Below are 19,518 nucleotides of genomic sequence, written 5' to 3'. Positions count from 1 at the left end.
CCAAGCGCGCCGCGGCCGAGGCCAAGGGCGAGACGGACGAGGACGACGAGTCGCAGGACAACGGGTACGCGGGTGCCCGCGCGCGGTCGTACCAACCGTTCGGATGGTGATCAGACGGTGATCAGCGCCTCCAGCGGGGCCCCCTGGAGGGCGGGCTCCAGACGGCTGCGGCCGTCGAGGAAGCCGAGCTCCATGAGGACCGCGACGCCCGCGACCTTGGCGCCGGCCCGCCGGATGAGCTCCAGCGAGGCTTCGGCGGTGCCGCCGGTGGCGAGGACGTCGTCGATGACCATGATCCGGTCGTCGGCGGTGATGTCCTCGGCGTGCACCTCGATCTCGGCGGTGCCGTACTCGAGGTCGTAGGCCTGGCGGAGCGTCGCTCCGGGCAGCTTTCCGGCCTTGCGCACGGGGATGAAGCCGAGCCCGGCCCGGACGGCGACGGGCGCGGCGAGGATGAAGCCACGCGCCTCCAGCCCGACGACCCGGGTGGCACCGTGCTTCACGCACAGCTCGGCGAGGACGTCGGTCAGCGCCGAGAAGGCGACCGGGTCCGCGAGCAGCGGGGTGATGTCCTTGAAGAGGACGCCCGGCTTGGGGTAGTCGGGTACGTCGCGGATGCGGCTGAGCAGCAGCTCCCGGACGGATTCGGTGCTGGTCATCGGCGCTTCCCCTGACCGCGGCCGGTGCTGCCACCGGGCTCGCGACGCTGGCCGATCACCGAGGCCGAGGAGCCCGCGCCGGCACCCGCGTACCCGTTGTCCTGCGACTCGTCGTCCTCGTCCGTCTCGCCCTTGGCCTCGGCCGCGGCGCGCTTGGCGAGAATGCGCTTGGTGAGCGCCTTCATCTGCGGCTCGCGCTCCTTGAGGTCCGCGACGAGCGGCGTGGCGATGAAGATCGAGGAGTACGCACCGGCCGCGAGCCCGACGAAGAGCGACAGCGAGATGTCGTTCAGCATGCCGGCGCCGAGGACGCCGCCGCCGATGAAGAGCAGACCGGCGACGGGGAGGAGCGCGACCACGGTGGTGTTGATGGACCGCACCAGCGTGCTGTTGATCGACTTGTTGGCGATCTCGCTGTACGTGTACCGGGTCTGCTTGGTGATCCCCTTCTGGCCCTCCTTGAGGGAGTCGAAGACGACGACCGTGTCGTAGAGGGAGTAACCGAGGATCGTGAGCAGACCGATCACGGTGCCCGGGGTGACCTCGAAGCCGACCAGGGCGTAGACACCGACCGTGATGGTGATGTCGTGGATCAGCGCCACGAGGGCGGCGACCGCCATCCGCCACTCGAAGGCGATGGCCAGGTAGACCACCACGAGGACCATGAAGATCCCGAGGCCGGTCCACGCCTTGTTGGCGATCTGCTCGCCCCAGCTCGGGCCGACCAGGTCGGCGTTGATCTTCGACGCGGGGACGCCGAGGTCCTTCGAGAGCTGGGTCTTGATGCCGTCGGCCTTGGCGGTGTCGACCTCGGTGATCTGGATGCGCAGACCGCCGTTGCCGAGCTCCTGCACGATCGCCTCGTGGCCGGAGGCCGCCACGGCCGCTTCCTGGGCCTGCGAGGTGGAGATCTTGGCCTTGGTGTCGGTCGTGAAGACCGCGCCGCCCTTGAACTCGATGCCCATGTTCAGGCCGCCGACCGCCAGGCCGAGGATGGCCGTGATGGTGATCAGGATCGAGACGCCGTACCAGATCTTGCGCTTACCGATGAAGTCGTAGCCGAGCTCGCCTCGGTAGAGCCGGGCGCCGATGCTGCCGAGTCGCGACATCTCACGCCTCCTTCGGGTCGGTGGAGGAGTTGACACGACGCGAGCGGCGCAGCGGCGGCTTGGCGCCGAGCCGCTTCGGGTCCAGCCCGGACCACGGGTGGCCGCTGGAGAAGAACTTCGTCCGGCCCATCAGCGTCATGACCGGCTTGGTGAAGAAGAACACCACGACGACGTCGAGCACGGTGGTCAGGCCGAGCGTGAACGCGAAGCCCTGGACCTTGCCGACGGTGACCACGAAGAGCACGGCGGCGGCGAGGAACGACACGAAGTCGGAGACCAGGATGGTGCGCCGGGCACGCGGCCAGGCACGTTCGATGGCCGGCCGGAGGGTGCGTCCCTCGCGAATCTCGTCTCTCACTCGTTCGAAGTACACGATGAACGAGTCGGCGGTGATACCGATGGCCACGATGGCACCACAGACCGCCGGCAGGTTCAGCGCGAAGCCGATGGCCGGGCCGAGCAGGGCCATGATCGTGTACGTGAGGATGCCGGAGGCCAGGAGGCTCAGCAGCGCGATGGACGCGAGGCCGCGGTAGTACGCCACCAGGTAGATGACGACCAGCGCCAGACCGATGGCACCGGCGATCAGGCCGGCCTGGAGCTGCTCTCCACCGAGGGCGGCGGTCACCGTGGTGACGCTCGCCTCCTTGAAGGTCAGCGGCAGGGCACCGTAGGACAGGATGTTGCCGAGGTCCTGGGCCGACTGCTGGGTGAAGTTGCCCGAGATCTGGGCGTTGGCGCTGAGCGCGCTGGCGACCGAGGGCGCGGAGACCACTTCGCCGTCGAGGACGATGGCGAACTGGTTCATCGGCGAGGTCTGCTGCGCGAGCGACGAGGTGATCTTGTTGAACTTCTTCGCGCCCTTGGAGTTGAACTCCATCGTCACGATCCACTCACCGGTGGACTGGTCGATGGCGCCCTGGGCGTTGTCCACGTCGCTGCCGGAGACCTCGGCCGGGCCGAGGACGTACTTCTCGTAGCTGCCCGGGGTGTTGGAGCCGCAGGCGACGATGGTGTCGGTGGCCTTGGCGTCCTGGCCGGCCTCGGCGCGCTGCTTCGGGTCGGAGCAGTCGAGCGCGGCGAACTCGGCCTGGAGCTTCGCGGTGGCCGGGTCGACGGAGGCGCTCGGCGAGGCGTCGGCCGCGGCGGCGTCGTCCGTGGCGGCGGCGTCACCGGTCGCGGTGGCCGTGGCGCTCGGAGTGGCGCCGTCCTTGGTCAGCGCCGAGGTGACGGCGCGGCCCTGGGTGGTGGAGCTCGCCGAGGGAGTGGCCGAGGAGTCGGCCTTGTCGCCGTCCGTGGCCGTCTCGCCGTCGGTGGCCTTCGCGGAGGCGGATGCCGACGCGGAAGGGGTCGGCGAGGCGCTGCCGGAGGGAGTGGCGGTGGCCGAAGGGGTGGCGTCGGAGCCGCTGGCCTCGACGGTCAGAACCGGCCGGAAGTAGAGCTGGGCGGTCGTACCGACCTGCTCACGGGCCTGCTCGGAGTTGGTCCCCTTCGGGATGTTCACGATGATGTTGCTGGAGCCCTGGGTCTGAACCTCGGCTTCGGACACACCGAGACCGTTGACACGGCGCTCGATGATGTTGACCGCCGTGTTCATGTTGGTCTCGTTGATCGCGTCCGGCTTGCCGGGCTGGCTCTTGGCCTGGAGCGTGATCGACGTGCCACCCGCCAGGTCGATGCCCAGTCTCGGAGTGGTGTGGCCGGACAGGAACATCCCGCCAGCGAGCGCGACCATGACGATCAGGATGAGAGCCAGGGAACGTCCCGGCTTTCCCTGACCGCCACCGGCCGGCCCTCGGCCCTTCTTCGGTGCTGCCACCTTTTCGTTTCTCCCTGTCCAACCGCTCCGCGCCGGGTACGCGCCCGAGCGGCCACGAAGTGTTGTGGGGACCCGCCCCCGCAGAAGACCGAACGGTCCGGGGATACCGCGCGCCGGATGGGCGGGCGGTGTCCCCGTGTCGTGCGACTACTTCGCGCCGGTGTCGCCGTCGTCCTTGCTGTCCTTGGCGTCCTTGGCCTCGACGTCCGACGCCGGGGTCTCCTCGGCGTCGGACTCGTCGGCCGTGAACTTCTTGTCCAGGTCGATCTTCTCGTCACCGGCGGCGTGGCCGTCGGTCAGCGAGGAGGCGTCGTCCGGAACGACCGGGGAGTCGAGCTCCTCGGTGTCGCCGTGGACGATGCGGTTGTACTCCGCGTCGTCCAGGACGGCGCCGATGGCGTTCTTCGCGTAGATCGCGTGGACGCCGGGAGCGACCTCCAGGAGGACGGTGTCCTCCTGGACTTCCTTGACCGTGGCGTACATGCCGCCGATGGTGCGGACGCCGGTGCCGGGCTGCATCTCGTTGCGCATCTGGGAAGCAGCCTCCTGCTTCTTCTTGGCGGACCGGGACATCATGAACATGACGCCGAAGATCAGGATGACGGGGAGAAGAAGTTGGAGACTCACAGGACGGATTTCCTTCGCACGACCGCGCTGAAAAAGCGGCCTGTATCTACGGGGGTGGGTACACCGACCTTTAAGGGCGGCATCGGCGGAGTCTAAGCGAGTCCGCATCGCTGGAACAACGCCCAGCATCGCACCCCGGTTCCGCAAATGGTCAAGCTGTGACGCATCACGCCCCGAACAGGCCCGCTTGTCCCTTTGCGCCGTGCTGGGGCGGAACAAGCCCCAGATGGGCCCAGGCGGCCGGTGTGGCCACCCTTCCGCGCGGCGTCCTGGCCAGCAGTCCCTCGCGTACGAGGAAGGGCTCCGCGACCTCCTCGACCGTCTCACGCTCCTCCCCCACCGCCACGGCGAGGGTGGAGAGTCCGACCGGACCGCCGCCGAAGAGCTTCAGCAGGGCGCCGAGGACGGCCCGGTCGAGCCGGTCCAGCCCGCGGGCGTCGACCTCGTACACCTTGAGGGCCGCGGCGGCGATCTCCCGGTCGATCACGCCGTCGGCCTTGACCTGGGCGTAGTCGCGGACCCGGCGCAGCAGGCGGTTGGCGATGCGGGGGGTGCCCCGGGAGCGGCCGGCGATCTCGGCGGCGCCCGCGGTGTCGATGGCCACGTCGAGGAGTCCGGCGGAGCGGTGGACGACACGCTCCAGTTCGGCGGGGGCGTAGAACTCCATGTGGCCGGTGAAGCCGAAACGGTCCCTCAGCGGGGGCGGCAGCAAGCCGGCCCGGGTGGTCGCGCCGACCAGGGTGAAGGGCGGGAGTTCGAGGGGGATCGCGGTGGCGCCGGGGCCCTTGCCGACGATGACGTCGACACGGAAGTCCTCCATCGCCATGTAGAGCATCTCCTCGGCGGGCCGGGACATGCGGTGGATCTCGTCCAGGAAGAGGACCTCGCCCTCCTGGAGGGAGGAGAGGATCGCGGCGAGGTCGCCCGCGTGCTGGATGGCGGGCCCGGAGGTGATCCGGATGGGCGCGTTCATCTCCGCGGCGATGATCATCGAAAGAGTGGTCTTGCCGAGGCCGGGTGCCCCCGAAAGAAGCACGTGGTCGGCGGTGGCGCCCCGGGCGCGGGCGGCCTTGAGGACGAGGTCGAGCTGCTCGCGGACCTTCTCCTGGCCCACGAACTCGTCGAGGTCCTTGGGGCGCAGCGCGGCTTCGACCGCGGTGTCCTCGCCGTCCGCGACGCCGGTGACCAGCCGGTCGTCGTACGCCGCGGCGGCGTCCGCGGCCCGCTCGTCGGTGTCGGGTCCGGTCTCGTCCCAGTTCATACGGTCAGTCCTGCCTCGGGGTTCGGCGCCGGTCAGCGGGTGCGGTTGAGGGTCTGGAGGGCCGCGCGCAGCAGCTGCGGCACGGGGGGCCGGACCCCCTCCGCGAGGGCCGCCTCGGCCTGTGGGGCGACGGCGGACACCGCTTCCTCGGCCTCCCTGGCGGCGTAGCCGAGGCCGATCAGCGCGGCCTGGAGCTGCTCGCGCCAGTCCGGGACCGCGGCGGCGCCGGGCGTCTGCCGGCCGATGTGGGCGCCGAGCGGGGCGCCGAGCCGGTCCTTGAGCTCCAGCAGGAGCTTCTGGGCACCCTTCTTGCCGATGCCGGAGACGGCCATCAGGGCCTTCTCGTCGCCGGTGGAGACGGCCTGGCGCAGGGCGTCCGGGCTGTGGGTGGCGAGCATGGCCTGGGCGAGCCGGGGGCCGACGCCGCTGGCGGTCTGGAGCAGCTCGAAGACCTGGCGTTCGTCGTCGTCGGCGAAGCCGTAGAGCGTGAGGGAGTCCTCGCGCACGACGAGGGAGGTGGCGAGCCTGGCCTGCTGGCCGATCCGGAGGTCGGCGAGGGTGCGCGGGGCGCACTGGACGGCCATGCCGATGCCGCCGACCTCGATGACGGCCGTGGCCGGGGAGAGGGCGGCCACGGGGCCGGAGAGGAAGGCGATCATGCGGTGCGGCCTTTCAGCGTGCGATGGGCGGCGACGGCCTGCTGGAGCCGGTTCTGCGCGGGGGCCCGCCAGATGTGGCAGATCGCGAGCGCGAGGGCGTCGGCGGCGTCGGCGGGCTTGGGCGGGGCGTCCAGCCGGAGCAGCCGGGTGACCATGGCGCCGACCTGCGCCTTGTCGGCGCGCCCGGAACCGGTCACGGCCGCCTTCACCTCGCTGGGGGTGTGCAGGGCGACGGGGATGCCGCGTCGGGCGGCGCAGAGCATGGCGACCGCGCTGGCCTGGGCGGTGCCCATGACGGTGCGCACGTTGTGCTGGCTGAACACGCGCTCCACGGCGACGAATTCGGGGCGGTGTTCGTCGAGCCACCGCTCGATGCCGGCCTCGATCGCGACCAGGCGGTCGCCGAGCTCGGCTTCGGGCGGGGTACGCACCACACCGACCCCGACCATGGTGAGCGGGCGGCCCGCGACGCCGTCGACGACGCCGACACCGCACCGGGTCAGCCCCGGGTCCACGCCGAGTACGCGCACGGAGCGCCCCCTGTCCTCACGGCTCGGTCAACTGTTCTGGCAGGTTAGCGGGCGACTCCGACAACGCGACGGGCCGACGGGGGTGTGTCCCCGTCGGCCCGTGCCGCGTCCGGTCGCCGGATCGCCAGGATCAGGCGGCGTCGAGCTTCTCCATGACCTCGTCCGAGACGTCGAAGTTGGCGAAGACGTTCTGCACGTCGTCGCTGTCCTCCAGCGCGTCGATGAGCTTGAAGATCTTGCGCGCGCCCTCTTCGTCGAGCTCGACCTGCATGGTGGGCAGGAAGTTGGCGTCGGCGGAGTCGTAGTCGATGCCCGCCTCCTGGAGCGCGGTGCGGACCGCGACCATGTCGGTGGCCTCGCTGACGACCTCGAAGGTGTCGCCGAGGTCGTTGACCTCTTCGGCGCCCGCGTCGAGCACGGCGCCCAGCACGTCGTCCTCGGTCAGCTCACCCTTGGGCAGGTTGATGACGCCCTTGCGGTTGAACAGGTACGAGACGGAACCCGGGTCGGCCATCGAGCCGCCGTTGCGGGTCATCGCCACGCGCACGTCGGAGGCGGCGCGGTTGCGGTTGTCGGTGAGGCACTCGATGAGCACCGCGACACCGTTGGGGCCGTAGCCCTCGTACATGATCGTCTCGTAGTCGGCGCCGCCCGCTTCGAGACCGCCGCCGCGCTTGACCGCGGAGTCGATGTTCTTGTTCGGGACGGAGCTCTTCTTCGCCTTCTGGATGGCGTCGACGAGCGTCGGGTTGCCGTCGGGGTCCACGCCGCCGGAGCGGGCCGCGACCTCGATGTTCTTGATCAGCTTCGCGAAGAGCTTGCCGCGCTTGGCGTCAACCACGGCCTTCTTGTGCTTCGTCGTAGCCCATTTAGAGTGGCCGGACATCTGCCTTCTCCTTCGCGTCACCAAAATCGATCCGAACCCGAGAGATCCTACCGGGATCGTTCAGACCACTGCGCGCACCATCTCGACGAAGAGCGCGTGGACACGGTGGTCGCCGGTGAGTTCCGGGTGGAACGAGGTCGCCAGGGCGTTTTTCTGGCGCACGGCGACGATATGACCGCGATGTTCGGCGAGCACTTCCACCGGGGCGCCCACCGATTCCACCCAGGGGGCCCGGATGAACACACCCTCCACCGGCCCGTCCGTGTCCTCCTCGATGCCCCGTACGGTGACGGACGCCTCGAAGGACTCGTTCTGGCGGCCGAAGGCGTTGCGGCGCACGATCATGTCGATCCCGCCGACGGTCTCCTGGCCCGAGCGGGGGTCCAGGATCTTGTCGGCGAGCATGATCATGCCCGCGCAGGTGCCGTAGACCGGCATGCCCGCCCGGACCCGCTCGCGCAGCGGCTCCATCATGCCGAAGAGCACGGCGAGTTTGGACATGGTGGTGGATTCGCCGCCGGGGATGACGAGACCGTCGACCCCGGCGAGCTCCTCGGGGCGCCGGACCGGCCTGGCCAGGGCGTCCGCCGAGGCCAGGGCGATCAGGTGCTCGCGTACGTCGCCCTGGAGGGCCAGTACCCCGATCACGGGAGTGTCGGTCATCGGGGGTTACCAGCCGCGGTTGGCGTAGCGCTCGGCCTCGGGCAGCGTGTCGCAGTTGATGCCGACCATGGCCTCGCCGAGGTTCCGCGAGGCGTCCGCGATGACCTTCGGGTCGTCGTAGAAGGTGGTGGCCTTCACGATGGCGGCGGCGCGCTTGGCCGGGTCGCCCGACTTGAAGATGCCGGAGCCGACGAAGACGCCCTCGGCGCCGAGCTGGCGCATGAGCGCGGCGTCGGCGGGGGTGGCCACGCCGCCGGCGGAGAAGAGCACCACGGGGAGCTTGCCCAGTTCGGCGACCTCCTTGACCAGCTCGTACGGGGCGCGCAGCTCCTTGGCGGCGGCGTACAGCTCGTTGTTGTCGTAGCCGCGCAGCCGGGCGATCTCGTTCTTGATCTGGCGCAGGTGGCGGACCGCCTCCACGACGTTGCCGGTGCCGGCCTCGCCCTTGGAGCGGATCATCGCGGCGCCCTCGGCGATGCGGCGCAGGGCCTCGCCCAGGTTGGTGGCGCCGCAGACGAACGGGGTGGTGAAGGCGAACTTGTCGCTGTGGTTGACCTCGTCGGCCGGGGTGAGGACCTCGGACTCGTCGATGTAGTCGACGCCGAGGGACTGGAGGACCTGGGCCTCCACGAAGTGCCCGATGCGGGACTTGGCCATGACGGGGATGGAGACGGCCCCGATGATCTCCTCGATCATGTTGGGGTCGGACATCCGGGCCACGCCGCCGTCCTTGCGGATGTCGGCCGGCACCCGCTCCAGGGCCATCACGGCCACCGCGCCCGCGTCCTCGGCGATCTTCGCCTGCTCGGCGTCGACGACGTCCATGATCACGCCGCCCTTGAGCTGCTCGGCCATGCCGCGCTTGACGCGGGCGGTGCCGGTGGCGGGAGAACCGTCGGACACGGCGTACTGCGGGGTGCTGGGAAGCGTGGACACGGGACCTCACTCGGTGAAAGGACTGGTTTCCTGCACCGCCGAGCAAACGCCCCCGGACCAGTCCACAGCAAGGGCCAATGAGGAGGCGGTGGATCGTTTTGGGCCACCGTCTCCCCTTTACGGCGGCGGCACCCGTGGCCTTCGTCGGTCCCCGTCGCTCCCCCGCCGGCTGTCACCGGCCCCCTGGCCCGCCGCCCGGCCCGCCTCAGGTGCCCGGGCGGTCGGCGAGCGCGGTCGGCGGGGTGTCGTCCATCTCGAAGGCGAGCGGGAAGGGGGCGTGTCCGGCCAGCCGGAACCAGCGGACCGTGCGGTGGGTACGCAGGGCCCGTGCCGCGCGCACCGCGTCGTTGTGGAACCGCCTGGCCATCGGCACCCGGCGTACGGCGGCGGCGAGTTCGTCCGCCGCCTCCTCGCCGCCGCGGGCCTCGCGTACGGCTTCCACCTGGGCGCTCTCGCCGAAGACCGCGCGCAGGGCGGTGCTCAGCTCGCTCTCCGCGACCTCGCGGTGGTCCTCCTCGGCCTGGCGGGAGGCGTGCGCGGCCTCGTACAGGACGAGGGAGGCGGCCGGGTCCAGCAGACCGGAGGTGGCCAGTTCCTGGGTGACCGAGGCGCGGCGCAGCAACTGCGCGTCCAGGGCGGCCCGGGCGGCGTCGATCCGCGCGTGCAGCCGGTCCAGGCGTCCGGCGGTCCAGCTGAGGTACAGGCCGATCGCGACGAGTGCGACGACGGTCCAGATCAAGGTTGCGGTCACGGGCGCAAAGGCTACCGCCGCCGGGCGCGCGCCCCGACCGGCCGGCGGCGGTACGGGGCCGGGCGCTCCCGAGGCGGTACCGGACGGCGCTCGAGGCGGGACCGGCCCGCGCGGCCCCGGTGGTCAGTCCCCTGCCGGCCCGAACGGCTGGGAGGCGTCACGGTCTCGGGGCTGCGCCGCCTCCCGGTCCCGGACGAGCCCGAAGCGGGCCCGCAAGCCGGTGGCGCGGTCGTCGGCGGCCACCGAGGCCGCGCCGTCCGCGACCGTCTCGTACACCGCGAGGATGTCGGCGCCGACGGTCGACCAGTCGAAGCGCCGGACGTGCGCGCTCCCCCGCTCGCTGAGCCCCGCCCGGCGCTCCGGATCGTCCAGCAGCCGGATCGCCGCCGCGGCCAACGCGTCCGCGTCCTCGTTGGCGAAGAGGTCGCCGGCCGTGCCGTGGTCCAGTACCTGGGCGAACGCGTCGAGGTCGCTGGCGAGCACCGCGGCACCCGCCGACAGCGCCTCCACGAGGATGATCCCGAAGCTCTCGCCGCCGGTGTTCGGGGCGACGTACACGTCGACGCTGGCCAGCAGCCGGGCCTTGTCCTCGTCGCTGACCATGCCGAGGAACTCGACGCGGGAGCGCAGCTCCTCGGGAAGCTGGGCGACGGCCTCCTCCTCGTCGCCCCGGCCGGCCACCAACAGCCGGGTGTCGGGGCGGGCCGCGACGATCGTGGGCAGCGCCTTCATGAGGACCGGCAGGCCCTTGCGCGGCTCGTCGATGCGGCCGACGAACCCGAGGGTGGAGCCCTGCCACTCGGGCTTCGGCTCGACGCCGGCGAAGAACCCGACGTCGACGCCGTTGGGGATGACCACGGCGTCGCCGCCGAGGTGCTCGACCAGGGTCCGGCGGGCGTACTCGCTCACCGCGATGCGGGCGCTGATCTTCTCCAGGGCGGGCTGGAGGATCGGGTACGCGGCGATCATCGCGCGGGAACGCGGGTTCGAGGTGTGGAAGGTGGCGACGATCGGGCCCTGCGCCGCCCAGCAGGCGAGCAGTCCCAGCGAGGGCGAGGCCGGCTCGTGGATGTGGATGACGTCGAAGGTGCCCTCGTGCAGCCAGCGGCGCACCCGGGCCGCCGAGAGGAAGCCGAAGTTGAGGCGGGCCACGGAGCCGTTGTACGGGACCGGCACGGCCCGGCCCGCCGAGACGACGAACGGCGGCAGCGGGGTGTCGTCGTCGGCCGGGGCGAGCACGGAGACCTCGTGGCCGAGCCGGATCAGGTGGTCGGCGAGGTCCCTGATGTGGAACTGGACACCGCCGGGGACGTCCCAGGAGTACGGGCAGACGATGCCGATCTTCACGGGGTCTTCCCCTCGGCCGTACCGCCGGCGAGGTCGAGGTCGTCGAGCCAGAGCCGTTGCAGCATGTGCCAGTCCTCCGGGTGGGCGGCGATGCCTTCCGCGAAGGCGTCGGCGAGGGCCTGGGTCATGGCCTCGGTCCGCTCGGCCCTCGTGCCCTCCTCGGGCACGGCGACGGGCGGGTGGACCCGTGCCCGCATGACGGGTGTGTCGTCGAAGCCGAGGGTGACGGGGAGCAGCAGCGCCCCGGTCTGCTGGGCGAGCAGCGCCGGGCCCGCGGGCATCCGGGCACGGGCGCCGAAGAAGTCGACTTCCACCCCGGAGGCGGACAGGTCGCGGTCGGCGACCAGGCAGACCAGACCGCCCGCGCGCAGCCGGCGGGCCAGGGTGCCGAAGGCCGCGCCGCCGCTGTGCGGCAGCACCTCCATGCCGAGGCTCTCGCGGTAGGCGACGAAGCGGTCGTAGAGGGTCTCGGGCTTGAGGCGTTCGGCGACCGTGGTGAAGGGGACCTTGAGGTCGGTGGTGACCCAGGCTCCGGCCAGGTCCCAGTTCCCCAGGTGCGGCAGGGCGAGGACGACTCCGCGTCCGGCGTCCAGGCCCTCGGTGAGGCGGTGGGCGTCGGTGACGTCGATGCGTTCCTTGATCTGCTCCGGGCTCCAGGCGGGCAGCCGGAACGACTCCATCCAGTAGCGCATGTACGAGCGCATGCCGGCCCGGGAGAGTTCGGCGAGCCGGGCCGCGGAGGCGTCGGGGACGACGCGGGCGAGGTTCGACTCCAGTCGCAGCACGCTCTTGCCGCGCCGCTTCCACACCTGGTCGGCGAGGGTGCGGAAGAGGGCGCGGGCGGCCGGCTCGGGCAGCTTCTTCACCGCACCCCAGCCGAGGCCGTAGAGGCCGTCGGTCAGCCGGTCCCTGAGGTCGGTGCCTGGCTTGCTCACCGGCCGTCCTCGGTCCCCCGACCCGCCGGGCCCGCTTGAGCGGCTGCCGCGGCGACGGCCGCGTCCGCCTCGGCGGACTCCCGGCGCACGGTGACCACACGTTGGACGAGGGTCACCAGGCTGCCCGCGGCGACGATCCACAGCGCGATCGGCAGCAGGATCTGGATGCCGGGGACGCCGAAGCCGTGCAGTCCGGCGAGGCCGGCGGCGACCAGCGAGATCACCAGGCGTTCGGCGCGCTCCACCAGGCCGTTGACGGCGACGGGCAGACCGATCGACTCGCCGCGCGCCTTGGTGTAGGAGACGACCTGGCCGCTGGCGAGACAGAAGATCGCCACGGCGCAGAGGATGTTGTCGTCGCCGTTGCCCGCGTACCAGAGTGCGAAGCCGCCGAAGATGGCGCCGTCGGCGACCCGGTCGAGTGTCGAGTCGAGGAACGCGCCCCAGCGGCTGGAGATCCCGGCCTGCCGTGCCATGTTCCCGTCGACGAGGTCCGAGAAGACGAAGACGGTGATGACGATGGTGCCCCAGAAGAACTCCCCCATGGGGAAGAAGACGAGCGCACCGGCCATCACTCCGGCCGTGCCGATCAGTGTGACCGCGTCGGGGCTGACCCCGAGTCGGAGCAGCAGAGCGGCGAACGGCGTGAGGACACGCGTGAAAAACGCACGCGCGTACTTGTTCAGCATGGCCTTCCCTGAGGGGTCGGTGGGCCGTGCGACCCCTTCGGCCACCGGCTGGCCCATCGTAGTCACCACGCGGCCGGTCCACCGGACGGGCACCCGTCCCGCCGCTTCTGCGCGTCGCGGGGGCGCTCGGACGGCGCGTTGTCGCAATCACTGTCGGCTCCGCCCCGGTGACGGGCGGTGGGGGCGTTCGGGCGCTACGCTGTGGGCGCAGCTCAGAAGGTATGCCGCGTACGGTAGTTGGGCACACCCGCAGGAGCAGACCATGCGGCGAGTGGGGGCGAACAAGTGGCCAGCGACGGATTCGACTTTTCTCCCGGAGCGCAGATCCCGATCCAGGGCGCGAGCGCCGGGGCGGTGGCGACGAACGCCCTGGCCTCGGCGGCGTACCGGGACAGCCCGGTGGAGGAGATCCTCAAAGCGGACAACGAGTGGCACAAGTCCTCGGTGTCGGAGGGTTCCTCGAAGTTCTTCAAGGCCAACTACTTCAAGCCCAACCTGGGTGAGGCATTCTCGCGCGCGGTGCAGGAACGCACCCTGGGCGGGGCGCGCGGCGCGCTGATCCAGTCCTTCGGGATGGACCCGCAGACGGTGGTGGAGCACTGCCTTTCGGCGTCCCGGCTGCGCAAGGAGCGCGATACCCGGCTGACGCTGGTGACGCTGGTGTGCGGGGTGCTGTTCCTGCCCGGCCTGCTGCTGTGGATCATCGCCTTCCGGCTGCGGGACGCCCTCGACAAGTCCAAGGACACCGCGTTCAAGGCCCTGGGCACGGTGGTGCTGGTCGTCATCGGCGGTCTGGCGGTGGTGGCGCTGATCGCGCTGCCGGTCGGCGGCTTCCTGGGGCTCTACCTGCGCGGGGCGATCGTCGCCCCGGTGATCGGCTGGCTGATCGCCAAGCGGATCGCGGAGAGCTCCGCGAAGGACATGCGGGCCCGTTGGGAAGGGCTGCTGTCGGGCGGCGGGGTCAGTGCCAAGATCCCGGACGCGGTGCCGAAGAACCCCAACGAGACGGCCCGCGAGGCGCTGCGCCAGTCGCTGGAGAAGCTCGCGGCGGAGCAGCAGTCGAACTCGGTCTTCTACGCGGGCCCCAAGGGCATTCTCGGCATGGGAACCCGCTGGGGCAGCTGGCAGTTGGCGGAGGAGCTGGTCTCGGCCGATCCCACCAAGGAGTTCCACCAGTTCCGCAGCTGGGACGTGATCCGGGTCATCCACGACCAGTTGCAGATGCTGGAGCGCGGGCCGTTGAACACCGGCGGCTTCCCCAAGCCCTCGGTGAAGCACTGGATCGTCTCCCCGGTCGGTGAGAACGCGGACTCGGTGTCCCGCCCTGCCGGTGAGGACGTGGCGACCTTCCAGGTCAAGCCGCACGAGATACAGCGCATCTGCAACCACCAGCAGTTCGGCAGCGGTGCGCGGCACTACCTGGGTGTGCAGTTCACGCTCTGGGACGGCCAATTGGTGCTGACCATGATGATCACGGTGACGGTGCTGCACGAGACGCTGCGCATCGAGGTCACCGGGCACGCGCTGGGTCCGGTCCACTCGCTCTTCTTCTCCAAGCCCGCCGCGAAGACGAAGACGGTCAACAAGACCGTCCGCTTCTGGGAGACCCGCAAGATCAACCTGCCGCTGGTCGAGCCGGAGGAGGTGGTCCGCCTCGCGCTGCGCGCCCCGCTGACCTGGTATCCGCCGCTGCTGGACTACCTCGGCGGCAAGATCAGCCTGCCGGAGCCGTTCGGGATGCGGCACGCGTGGGCCTCGCAGCCGTGGAACCACCGCTTCATGGCGGACGACGCGCTGCGCGCCGCCACTCCGGTGCTGCGGGTGGTCCACTCGGCGGCGCTGCGGGTGCTGAAGGAGAACGGCGTGGACACGGAGCGCTTCAGCAGCCGCTCGATGTCGCTGAGCGGCGCGGTCCAGGACGCGGCGCCGAAGAAGGCCGACACGTACGACGCCTGAGCCCTGGGCGTACGGGGAGGAGGGGCGCCCCTCCTCTCCGTACGGGGTGCGTCGTACGGGGTGCGTCAGGCGGCCGGCCAGGCGTCGGCCAGCATCGCGCGGGTGTCGCCGAGGAGTTGCGGGAGCACCTTGGTGTGGCCCACCACGGGCATGAAGTTGGTGTCGCCGCCCCAGCGCGGGACGAGGTGCTGGTGCAGGTGCGCGGCGATGCCGGCGCCCGCGACGGCTCCCTGGTTCATGCCGATGTTGAAGCCGTGCGCTCCGGAGGCCGCCCGGAGCGCGACCATGGCCTTCTTGGTGAAGTCGGCGAGTTCGAGCGTCTCCGGGCCGTCCAGCTCGGTGTAGTCGGCGACGTGCCGGTAGGGCACGACCATGAGGTGGCCGCCGGTGTACGGATAGAGGTTGAGCACCGCGTAGACGTGTGTGCCCCGTGCGACGACGAGCCCGTCCACGTCCGATTTGGACGGGATCGTACAGAACGGACAGCCGTCGTCCGCGCCGGGACCGCTCGGCTTGTTCTCACCCTGGATGTAGGCCATCCGGTGGGGGGTCCACAGGCGCTGGAACGCGTCGGGCGTCCCCACTCCGATCTGCTGCTCGGGCTCACTCGTCATGCGGTTCAGCATATGGCGTCACCCCCGTCGCGCGTGTCGCCGGGGCCCTGCCCCTCGCGGCGGCGGGATGCTTGCGGCCATGAGCGACCGCCCCGACCCGCCGAGCGACCGCCCCGCATCCCCGGACGACCGCCCCACCACCGCTCCGCCGCCCCGTCTCGCCCGGTGGGAGGAGCGCGCGGAGGTGCCGCTCGCGGTGGCCTCGCTGGTGTTCCTCGCGGGGTACGCGATCCACGTGCTGGCCGGCCGGGACCGCGAGCCGTGGCCGGACGTGGGGCTGGGGCTCGTCTACGGGACCTGGGCGCTCTTCGTCGTGGACTACGCCGTACGTCTGCGGCTCAGCGGTCTGGGCCACCGCTTCGTGCGGACGCACTGGCTGGACACCCTGGTGCTGGTGATGCCGCTGCTGCGGCCTCTGCGCGTGGTGAAGGTGTACTCGGCGGTGCAGCAGCGCCGGGCCGAGCCCCGGCTGAGCCTGTACGCCCGCGTGATGTCGTACGCCGGGCTCTCCGCGGTGCTGCTCGGGGTCTCCGCCGCGCTCACCGTCTACCACGTGGAGCACACCGCGCCGGGCGCCAGCATCCTCACCTTCGGCGACGCTGTCTGGTGGGCCTGCGAGACCCTGACGACGGTGGGGTACGGGGACGCGGTGCCGGTCACCCCGGAGGGCCGGATCGTCGCGGCGGGACTGATGGCCTGTGGCCTCGCGCTGCTGGGCGCGGTGACGGGTTCCTTCTCGTCGTGGCTGCTCCAGGTGTTCCGGCGGGAGGACGAGGAACGGCCCCCGGCGGGCTGACGCCGCGCCGGGGGCCGTACTCCTGGCCGTGCCGGTGATCAGACCTGGACGCGGTCCTCGACGGCCTTGGCGATCTTGGCGATGGCCTCGGCGACCGGGATGCCGTTCTCCTGCGAACCGTCGCGGTAGCGGAAGGAGACGGCACCGTTGACCATGTCCTCGTCACCCGCGATGATCATGAAGGGGACCTTGGCCTTCTGCTGGTTGCGGATCTTCTTCTGCATCCGGTCCGAGGAGGCGTCCACGTCGACCCGCAGCCCCTGCTTGCGCGCCGTGGCGGCGAACTCCTGGAGGTACGGGATGTGGGCGTCGCCGATCGGGATGCCGACCGCCTGGACGGGCGCGAGCCAGACCGGGAAGGCGCCCGCGTAGTGCTCCAGGAGCACCGCGAAGAAGCGCTCGATGGAACCGAACAGGGCGCGGTGGATCATGACCGGGCGCTGCTTGGTGCCGTCCGGGCCGGTGTACTCCAGGTCGAAGCGCTCCGGCAGGTTGAAGTCGAGCTGCACGGTCGACATCTGCCAGGTGCGGCCGATGGCGTCCTTGCACTGCACGGAGATCTTCGGGCCGTAGAAGGCGGCGCCGCCCGGGTCCGGGACCAGCGGGAGGCCCTGCTTCTCGGCGACCTGGCGCAGCGTCTCGGTGGCCTCTTCCCAGATCTCGTCGGAGCCGACGAACTTCTCCGGGTCCTTGGTGGAGAGCTCCAGGTAGAAGTCGTTCAGGCCGTAGTCGCGGAGCAGGTTCAGCACGAAGGTGAGCGTGCGGTCCAGCTCCTCGGCCATCTGCTCCTTGGTGCAGTAGATGTGCGCGTCGTCCTGGGTGAATCCGCGCGAGCGGGTCAGGCCGTGCACCACGCCGGACTTCTCGTACCGGTAGACCGTGCCGAACTCGAAGAGGCGGAGGGGGAGTTCACGGTAGGAACGGCCGCGCGCGTCGAAGATCAGGTTGTGCATCGGGCAGTTCATCGGCTTGAGGTAGTAGTCCACCCCGTCGTCGAGCTGCATGGGGGGGTACATGCCGTCGGCGTACCAGTCCAGGTGGCCGGACTTCTCGAAGAGCTTGCCCTTGGTGGCGTGCGGGCTGTAGACGAACTCGTAGCCCTCCTCCTCGTGGCGGCGCCGCGAGTAGTCCTCCATGGCCCGGCGGATGATGCCGCCCTTGGGGTGGAAGACGGCGAGGCCGGGGCCGATCTCGTCGGGGAAGGAGAAGAGGTCGAGCTCGTTGCCGAGCTTGCGGTGGTCGCGCTTGGCGGCCTCCTCCAGGAACTCCAGGTGCGCCTTGAGCTCTTCCTTGGTGGGCCACGCGGTGCCGTAGATGCGCTGGAGCATCGGGTTCTTCTCGCTGCCGCGCCAGTAGGCGGCGGCGTTGCGCATCAGCTTGAACGCCGGGATGAACCGGGTGGTCGGCAGGTGCGGACCGCGGCAGAGGTCCTTCCAGCACAGGTCGCCGGTCTTGGCGTCCAGGTTGTCGTAGATGGTCAGCTCGCCGCCGCCCACCTCGACGTCGGCGCCGTCGTCGGACGAGGCCGAGCCCTTGATGCCGATGAGCTCCAGCTTGTACGGCTCGGCGGCCAGCTCCTCGCGGGCCGCCTCGTCCGTGACGACACGGCGGGAGAAGCGCTGGCCGCGCTTCTGGATCTCCTGCATCTTCTTCTCGATGGCCTTGAGATCCTCGGGCGTGAACGGCTTCTCGACGTCGAAGTCGTAGTAGAAGCCGTCCTTGACCGGCGGGCCGATGCCGAGCTTGGCCTCGGGGAAGAGTTCCTGGACGGCCTGGGCCATCACGTGCGCGGTGGAGTGGCGCAGGATGTTGAGGCCGTCCTCGGAGGAGATCTCCACGGGCTCGACGGTCTCGCCGTCCTGGACGGCGTACGCCAGGTCGCGCAGCTCACCGTCGACGCGGGCGGCCACGACCGAGCGCTGTCCGGGGAAGAGGTCGGCGGCCGTCGTGCCCGTCGTCACCACGTGCTCTTCCCGCTCGGAATCGCGATGGATGATCACACGGACGTCTGACACCGGTCTCTCCTGACTCAGGGGGCGCACCGCATTGCTTGCGCGTGCACCAAGGATCGTACCGAGCCGGGCAGCCTTATTCACATTGCGTTCTTCACGGGTGACCGGCGAGGGCCTCGCGGTCCTGGGCGCCGGCCCGTGCGGGAGCTACTCCTCGTCGCCCGCGCACGCCTCTTCGAACCAGTCCAGGTTCTCCTGGAGCGCCTTCATCAGCCGGTCCCGCTCCGCCTCGTCGACCTGGACGGGAACGACCTGGGCGGCGCCGGTGAGCCGCCGGAAACCGCCCCGGCTCTCCAGCAGGCCCTCCACCCGGAGCGGCAGCCCGACGAGGTGGGCGTGGCCGGCGATGCGGTACGCCTCCTCGTCCAGCTCGACCCGTACGTGCGCCACCTCGGCGCCCGCGAGGACGCGCAGCCGTACGGTCCCGGGGCCGCGCGGCCCCGAGCGGCGCATCCGGACGACGGCGCCGGTGATCCGGACCGGGACGGACGGCTCCTGACGGCGGTAGCGGGTACCGGCCAGCCGGAGCGCGGGGAGATCGCCCGGGGAGAAGTCGACGGGTTCGGGGCGGTCCGGGCAGTTGTCGGGCGCACCGCGCGAGGGCGCCCAGCCGACGGTGATCCTGGCGCCCTCGGAGCCCCGGACCAGCGCGACCAGGGCATCGGTCAGCTCGCGGCTGACCCCGGCGGGGACCGCGGCGTCGAAGGCCTCCATGCCGCCGGTGGCGCGCTGGTAGTCGACGGCCTCGCGGGCGGCGTGCAGCGCCCGGTAGAGCCGGCCGGCGACGGCCCTGCCGGAGGCCACGGGCAGGAAGGCGGTGAGCCGGCGCCCGCCCGGGGCCGGGCCGATCAGCACGTCGTCCAGGGCGGCCCGGGCCCGTCTGCGGTGACGGGCCCCGTGGTGGCCCGCCGGGCCGCGTACGGCGAGGGAGCCGGCCAGCAGGATGCGCAGGGCGGCCGAGCGCAGCGCCTCCGCCTCGCCCCAGCCCGCCGCACCGGCGGCCCCGGCCGCGGCCACGGTCTCCTCGGGGACCTCGCGCCACCAGCGGACCTCGTCGCTGGGTACGGCGAGGGCGACGAGGACGTCCCGGGCGGAGGGTTCCGCGCTGCGGGCGAGGGCCGCGAGCGCCTCCGCGAGCAGGTCCTCGGCGTCGGGGAAGGCCGCGGTGGCGGGCACCAGCAGGCTGGCGGGCCCGCCGGCCGGTCCGGGCGGGGTCCACCGGGTGTAGCGTCCTGCGGCGCCGCCGCGCAGGCACCACCCGTGGCGGGC

The 19,518-nt window shown here is 71.1% G+C and carries 19 protein-coding genes; 2 read left to right on the top strand and 17 right to left on the bottom strand.

Annotated features, from left to right (window positions below; all coding sequences use genetic code 11):
- Positions 1-110 precede the first annotated feature (110 nt).
- The 14 genes from ACWD3D_RS18000 to pgsA all read right to left on the bottom strand — a co-directional run bounded on the left by ACWD3D_RS18000 (position 111) and on the right by pgsA (position 12,871).
- A complete protein-coding gene (locus tag ACWD3D_RS18000) occupies positions 111-659 on the bottom strand; it encodes an adenine phosphoribosyltransferase (RefSeq protein WP_451461814.1) in 549 nt (182 codons plus the stop codon).
- The gene (secF, locus tag ACWD3D_RS17995; protein WP_451461813.1) at positions 656-1,768 is read right to left on the bottom strand and encodes a protein translocase subunit SecF; all 1,113 of its coding nucleotides are present in this window, start codon (positions 1,766-1,768) and stop codon (positions 656-658) included. Before secF ends, ACWD3D_RS18000 begins: the two co-directional genes overlap by 4 nt.
- Before the next feature lies 1 nt (position 1,769).
- Positions 1,770-3,587 (bottom strand): protein translocase subunit SecD, encoded by a 1,818-nt coding sequence (gene secD / locus ACWD3D_RS17990; RefSeq protein WP_451461812.1) that lies wholly within the window; start codon positions 3,585-3,587, stop codon positions 1,770-1,772.
- 147 nt (positions 3,588-3,734) lie between these two features.
- A complete protein-coding gene (gene yajC, locus ACWD3D_RS17985) occupies positions 3,735-4,214 on the bottom strand; it encodes a preprotein translocase subunit YajC (protein WP_451461811.1) in 480 nt (159 codons plus the stop codon).
- A 166-nt stretch (positions 4,215-4,380) separates the two neighbouring features.
- Positions 4,381-5,475: a Holliday junction branch migration DNA helicase RuvB gene (gene ruvB, locus ACWD3D_RS17980; RefSeq protein WP_451461810.1), complete on the bottom strand. Its 1,095-nt coding sequence runs from the start codon at positions 5,473-5,475 to the stop codon at positions 4,381-4,383.
- A gap of 32 nt (positions 5,476-5,507) precedes the next feature.
- On the bottom strand, positions 5,508-6,134 hold the full coding sequence (gene ruvA / locus ACWD3D_RS17975; protein ID WP_451461809.1) for a Holliday junction branch migration protein RuvA: 627 nt from the start codon (positions 6,132-6,134) through the stop codon (positions 5,508-5,510).
- Complete coding sequence (ruvC, locus tag ACWD3D_RS17970) at positions 6,131-6,664, bottom strand: crossover junction endodeoxyribonuclease RuvC (protein ID WP_451461808.1); 534 nt, start codon at positions 6,662-6,664, stop codon at positions 6,131-6,133. Before ruvC ends, ruvA begins: the two co-directional genes overlap by 4 nt.
- 130 nt (positions 6,665-6,794) lie before the next feature.
- Complete coding sequence (locus ACWD3D_RS17965; RefSeq protein ID WP_266702367.1) at positions 6,795-7,550, bottom strand: YebC/PmpR family DNA-binding transcriptional regulator; 756 nt, start codon at positions 7,548-7,550, stop codon at positions 6,795-6,797.
- 60 nt (positions 7,551-7,610) lie between these two features.
- Positions 7,611-8,213, bottom strand: coding sequence for a pyridoxal 5'-phosphate synthase glutaminase subunit PdxT (gene pdxT / locus ACWD3D_RS17960; RefSeq protein WP_451461807.1), 603 nt, complete (start codon positions 8,211-8,213; stop codon positions 7,611-7,613).
- Between the two features lie 6 nt (positions 8,214-8,219).
- Positions 8,220-9,149, bottom strand: coding sequence for a pyridoxal 5'-phosphate synthase lyase subunit PdxS (gene pdxS / locus ACWD3D_RS17955; RefSeq protein ID WP_451461806.1), 930 nt, complete (start codon positions 9,147-9,149; stop codon positions 8,220-8,222).
- Positions 9,150-9,354: 205 nt separating this feature from the next.
- Positions 9,355-9,900 carry a hypothetical protein gene (locus ACWD3D_RS17950; protein WP_451461805.1) on the bottom strand — a complete coding sequence of 182 codons (546 nt, stop codon included), beginning with the start codon at positions 9,898-9,900 and terminating at the stop codon, positions 9,355-9,357.
- Positions 9,901-10,023: 123 nt separating this feature from the next.
- Positions 10,024-11,247: a glycosyltransferase family 4 protein gene (locus ACWD3D_RS17945; RefSeq protein WP_451461804.1), complete on the bottom strand. Its 1,224-nt coding sequence runs from the start codon at positions 11,245-11,247 to the stop codon at positions 10,024-10,026.
- Positions 11,244-12,182 carry a phosphatidylinositol mannoside acyltransferase gene (locus ACWD3D_RS17940; protein WP_451461803.1) on the bottom strand — a complete coding sequence of 313 codons (939 nt, stop codon included), beginning with the start codon at positions 12,180-12,182 and terminating at the stop codon, positions 11,244-11,246. Before ACWD3D_RS17940 ends, ACWD3D_RS17945 begins: the two co-directional genes overlap by 4 nt.
- Positions 12,179-12,871: a phosphatidylinositol phosphate synthase gene (pgsA, locus tag ACWD3D_RS17935; protein ID WP_451461815.1), complete on the bottom strand. Its 693-nt coding sequence runs from the start codon at positions 12,869-12,871 to the stop codon at positions 12,179-12,181. The genes ACWD3D_RS17940 and pgsA overlap by 4 nt, the downstream gene beginning before the upstream one ends.
- A 285-nt stretch (positions 12,872-13,156) precedes the next feature.
- Between pgsA and ACWD3D_RS17930 the strand changes: the two genes are divergently transcribed.
- The gene (locus ACWD3D_RS17930) at positions 13,157-14,827 is read left to right on the top strand and encodes a hypothetical protein (protein ID WP_451461802.1); all 1,671 of its coding nucleotides are present in this window, start codon (positions 13,157-13,159) and stop codon (positions 14,825-14,827) included.
- Between the two features lie 65 nt (positions 14,828-14,892).
- On the opposite strand, the gene ACWD3D_RS17925 is transcribed toward ACWD3D_RS17930, so the two are convergent.
- Positions 14,893-15,453, bottom strand: a complete 561-nt coding sequence (locus ACWD3D_RS17925) for an HIT family protein (RefSeq protein ID WP_451461801.1) — start codon at positions 15,451-15,453, stop codon at positions 14,893-14,895.
- 67 nt (positions 15,454-15,520) lie between these two features.
- Here ACWD3D_RS17925 and ACWD3D_RS17920 point away from each other — a divergent pair, with 67 nt between their 5' ends.
- Positions 15,521-16,237, top strand: coding sequence for a potassium channel family protein (locus ACWD3D_RS17920; RefSeq protein ID WP_451461800.1), 717 nt, complete (start codon positions 15,521-15,523; stop codon positions 16,235-16,237).
- Between the two features lie 38 nt (positions 16,238-16,275).
- Here the strand turns inward: ACWD3D_RS17920 and thrS are convergent, their stop codons facing one another.
- Entirely contained in the window at positions 16,276-18,252 is a 1,977-nt protein-coding gene (thrS, locus tag ACWD3D_RS17915) for a threonine--tRNA ligase (protein ID WP_451461799.1), read from the bottom strand.
- 144 nt (positions 18,253-18,396) lie between these two features.
- Positions 18,397-19,518, bottom strand: a 1,122-nt coding sequence (locus tag ACWD3D_RS17910) for a hypothetical protein (RefSeq protein WP_451461798.1), incomplete at its 5' end; no start/stop codon positions are given.

Source organism: Streptomyces sp. NPDC002690 (genome assembly GCF_053592415.1).
This window is presented reverse-complemented; position numbering and strand designations above follow the sequence as displayed.